This is a genomic window from Mesorhizobium sp. M7A.F.Ca.US.011.01.1.1 (assembly GCF_003998295.1).
In the GTDB taxonomy this organism is placed as follows: Bacteria; Pseudomonadota; Alphaproteobacteria; order Rhizobiales; family Rhizobiaceae; genus Mesorhizobium.
Genome location: NZ_RZRT01000132.1, coordinates 1 through 3822 on the forward strand (window position 1 = coordinate 1; position 3822 = coordinate 3822).

4 protein-coding genes are annotated in these 3822 nt (G+C 56.7%); 3 read left to right on the plus strand and 1 reads right to left on the minus strand.

Features of this window, described 5'->3' with window-relative positions:
* A partial coding sequence (locus EOA13_RS36625) for a LacI family DNA-binding transcriptional regulator (RefSeq protein WP_164780589.1) occupies positions 1 to 821 on the minus strand: 821 nt, incomplete at its 3' end.
* A 338-nt stretch (positions 822 to 1159) separates the two neighbouring features.
* Between EOA13_RS36625 and EOA13_RS36630 the strand changes: the two genes are divergently transcribed.
* The 3 genes from EOA13_RS36630 to EOA13_RS36640 form a co-directional block, all read left to right on the plus strand.
* The gene (locus EOA13_RS36630; protein ID WP_127297989.1) at positions 1160 to 2260 is read left to right on the plus strand and encodes a sugar ABC transporter substrate-binding protein; all 1101 of its coding nucleotides are present in this window, start codon (positions 1160 to 1162) and stop codon (positions 2258 to 2260) included.
* A gap of 62 nt (positions 2261 to 2322) precedes the next feature.
* Entirely contained in the window at positions 2323 to 3345 is a 1023-nt protein-coding gene (locus EOA13_RS36635) for an ABC transporter permease (RefSeq protein ID WP_127297990.1), read from the plus strand.
* Positions 3342 to 3822: ATP-binding cassette domain-containing protein (locus EOA13_RS36640; protein ID WP_164780591.1), on the plus strand; the 481-nt coding region annotated here is incomplete at its 3' end. The genes EOA13_RS36635 and EOA13_RS36640, both read left to right, overlap by 4 nt.

Sequence of the window (3822 nt, forward strand, 5' to 3'; positions counted from 1 at the left end):
TCCTTGAACCCTCTCACAAGCCCCGGAGCTACAAAGTCGGTGAAGGTGATCACCGCAGTCGTCTCCGGCCAACTATCCAGGAGCTGCCGTGCGGCTTCATATCCGATATTCGCGTACTGGGTGCTGATGAATGGAATGTCCCCCGCCAACGATTCCACAAGAATGACAGGGCAATCCGAATATCCCCCGTCGGACACGATTCGCTTGAACGATTGGAGTTTCATCCGCCGGCTGTAGACCGTTTCGTGGCCATCGGTGACGAACGCGATCCGTGTATGTCCGAGCGTGCGGAGGTGCTCGAAAGCTATGACAACATTGGCCGAGTGGTCAACGGAAACGAAATCGACGTTATCAGGAAGTGCTCCGGAAGGCTTTTCGTCGACCGCCACTACGGAAATGCCGAGCTTGAGGTGCTGCTCAAGTTGCGCATAGGTGACGAAAGCGGAGGCGCAAATCACACCCTGAATTCCGAGTTCAGTGATCTGCTTCCAAAGGTTGTCTTCGAGGACATCGTTGTTCATCGTGCTGCAGAGAATGCAGTTGTAGCCCCGTGCGCGCGCGGATCGCTCAACCTCAAGCGCCAACTCCCCAAAGAACACGTTGGCGGTAGTGGGAATGAGCAGTCCGAGGTAAGGAGCCCGTCCGGCTCGAAAGTGTCTTGCCGCGCTACTGGGCCGGTAGTTCAGATTTTCGATCGCCTGCTCGATGGCTGCCTTGGTTTCGACTGTCATGTGATGCAGTCGTCCGTTCATATAATTCGACACTGTAGATGGCGACACTTCCGCCAGCCTGGCGACGTCTCTGATCGTGGTCCGGGTCATGCTGTCTTCACTCTACCCCTGCGCACATTGGTGAGGCACTCTCTATCACGAATAATGCGGAATCATGCTCCCCCAGCGCGAGAAGCGTAAAAAATACTTCCGGAGAAAAAATCAATTGACGCCTCGGTTCCCTTGTGCAACGGTGCACAAGCAAAAAAAGAATGGGAACGGGATACGAAAAATGCTGTTGGATTGTTCGGGAGGACAATTTCTGCATAGCTATAAGTATTCTTGCAATCTAAATCGCGACGGCCCGCAGAAAACTGATCCTGTGAGAAGTCCAACTTGTCTCCTTTCGAGCGGAGGAGCGCGAAATAGTGCAACTGGAGAAGAGCAACATGAAAATCAATATTTCCGTTCATCTGCGACGTCTGTCCGGCATTGCAGCGGCATCCGTGCTTGCCTGCGGCCTCCTGGCGACCAACGCCCACGCCCAGAGCGCCGAGGGCCGCATAATCCTGGGAGTCGACGAAACGGCCAGCGAATACTGGGCAGAGTTTCTGCAGGGGGCGAAGTCGGTCGCGAAATCAGTGAACAGGGAGGCAGTCGTGCTCGTCGCGAACTATCAGGGACAGCAGCTGCTGACTCAGCTTTCCGCGGTTTACTCCAGCGGCTGCGACAAGTGTTCACTAGTCGCAATACCCTCGACCAATGCTTTCACTAAGGCGATCTTGGATCGTTCGGCGCGGGCCGGGGTCAAGGTCGTCACGATCTGGAACCGCCCGGAGGAACTTCACCCTTGGGATACACAGAGCGCCACTTGGGTTGCCCACAATTCCTTTGACGGCGTAGCGTCGGGCTACATCGGCGGCATGGCGATCTGCAAGGCATTGAGCGGTAAGGGCAAGATAGCGGCGATCGGTGGAGGATCTTCAAGCGCGGTTGCGCGCCAGCGCCTCGACGGCTTGAAAAAGGCGATCGCAGAATGTCCCGGGCTCGAGCTCGTGGACGTTCAGTACGGCGAATGGCAGGAGATCAAGGCCCAGAGCATTACCCGTACGTGGCTGGCGAAGTACGGCGACGAACTGAAGGCAATTGCTGCCGGCAACGATGCGATGGCGAGCGGGGCCATTGCAGCGCTGCGCGAAAAAGGCCTGAACGGCAAGATCTTCGTGACCGGTTCGGACGGCTCGGCAGTGGCTTTCGACTTGATTAAGAAGGGCGACATGCTGGCAACCGTTTGGCAGAACCCCTCGCTACAAGGTGCGGTGACCGCCGCGCTCGCCTATGCGGCCGCCATGGGCGACATCGACCCGGAGAAGCTGCCTCAGGCACAACGCGACTTTTACATGAAGCAGTCGGCTGTCGACGCCAGCAATGTCGATAAGTTCATCGAACTCAAGAAGAACGCGCCGTCCTACGACTATGCCGATCTAAAATCGAAGCTTTGGGACACGTCCGAAGGCCAGATTCCCGTCGGCGCGAACAACGTTCGCTAGCGCCTCTGGGGCCGCGGACACGAACGGCCGCGGCCCAACATGGACCGAACCAGACGGGCGACATGAAAAAGATGACCGAACATATCCTTTCAAGCAACATGACGGCACCAGTTGGCAGGGCCGGGAAACTCCCTGGAAGATGGCTCGTCCATCTCGGCCCACTGTTCGCCATTGTAGTCCTTGCATTTTTTTTCGAATTGGTGACGAACTCGTTCCTGTCAGTTGAGAACATTCGCTCGATACTAGAGGCCGCCGCCATTCCAGTGATCATCGCTGTGGCGGTGTCGTTCGTCATCATCGCGGGAGCCATAGACCTTTCCGCAGAAGGCGTCATCTCAGCGTCGAGCATGATAACCTCACTCCTTGTGTTGAACAGTGTCAACTCCAGCGACCTCGGCCTCTGGGGTATTGCAATCGCGCTTGGCTTCGGCCTCATGATCGGTGTGGCCAACGGAGCGATGAACGCTATCCTGCGCATGCCTTCGTTGATCGTCACGCTTGGCAGCTGGTTCATCTGTCTCGGAATCGCGGCGATACTGTTTCCGGATACTGTCCCCCGCATCAATGATGAGTCCGTGCTGAATCTCGCTCAGTTCAGGCTCGGCGGCTTCTCGATGGTTGTCTACATTGCCATCGTTTGCGTGGCGGTCGGCTACCTTATTCTCAACTATTCTTCTCTTGGCCGCTCGATCTACGCAATTGGGGGAGACGAAGGCATTCTCAAGCAGACCGGTCTGCCCATCGCCCGATACAAAATTGCGGCTTTCGGGCTTTCCGGACTCTTCGCAGCGCTCGCTGGAATACTCATGTCTGCACAGCTCGGAAACGGGAACGCCAATATTGGCGAGGGACTGCTCTTTCCGGGCATCAGTGCCGCGGTTCTCGGCGGCACGCTCCTGGTCGGTGGCAAGGGAGGCGCGCTTCAGTCAGCTGTCGGTGCTCTTCTTCTTGAAGTTCTAAACAACGGTCTTATCCAGCTCGGTACTGGGCCCTACACACGCAGCATCATCAGCGGCGCGATTATCATCACGGTCGCTGCGGCCGCTGGCTGGCACGCTCGTGGCAAACTGCAGGTTGTGAAATGACACCTTTACTAGAAATCCGCAATCTTCGCCGCACTTACGGGCCGGTCGTAGCACTAGACGATGTCAGCCTTAATCTCGAGGTGGGTGAGGTCCTCGGACTAATCGGCCAGAACGGCTCCGGCAAGTCGACACTCATGAAAATCCTGGCTGGACTCGAGCAGCCTGATTCCGGCGAGCTCGTGATTGATGGTCGTCCCGTCAAGATCAGATCGAGCGCCAACGCCGTGGGGTTCGGTATCGGCATGGTTCACCAGGAGCAATCCTTGATCCCAAATCTTACGGTGGCCGAAAATATCTTCCTGGACAAACCACATACCGCTAAGAGCGGCGGGTTCTACAGATGGTCGAAGCTCGAAGCAGCCGCGCGCGACCAGCTCCGCAAGATCAATGTTGAAATTCCCGCGTCGGCGACCGTCGAAGCCTTGAGCTTCGCGGAACGTCAGCAAGTAGAATTGGCGAAGGTGCTTGCAATCGAAG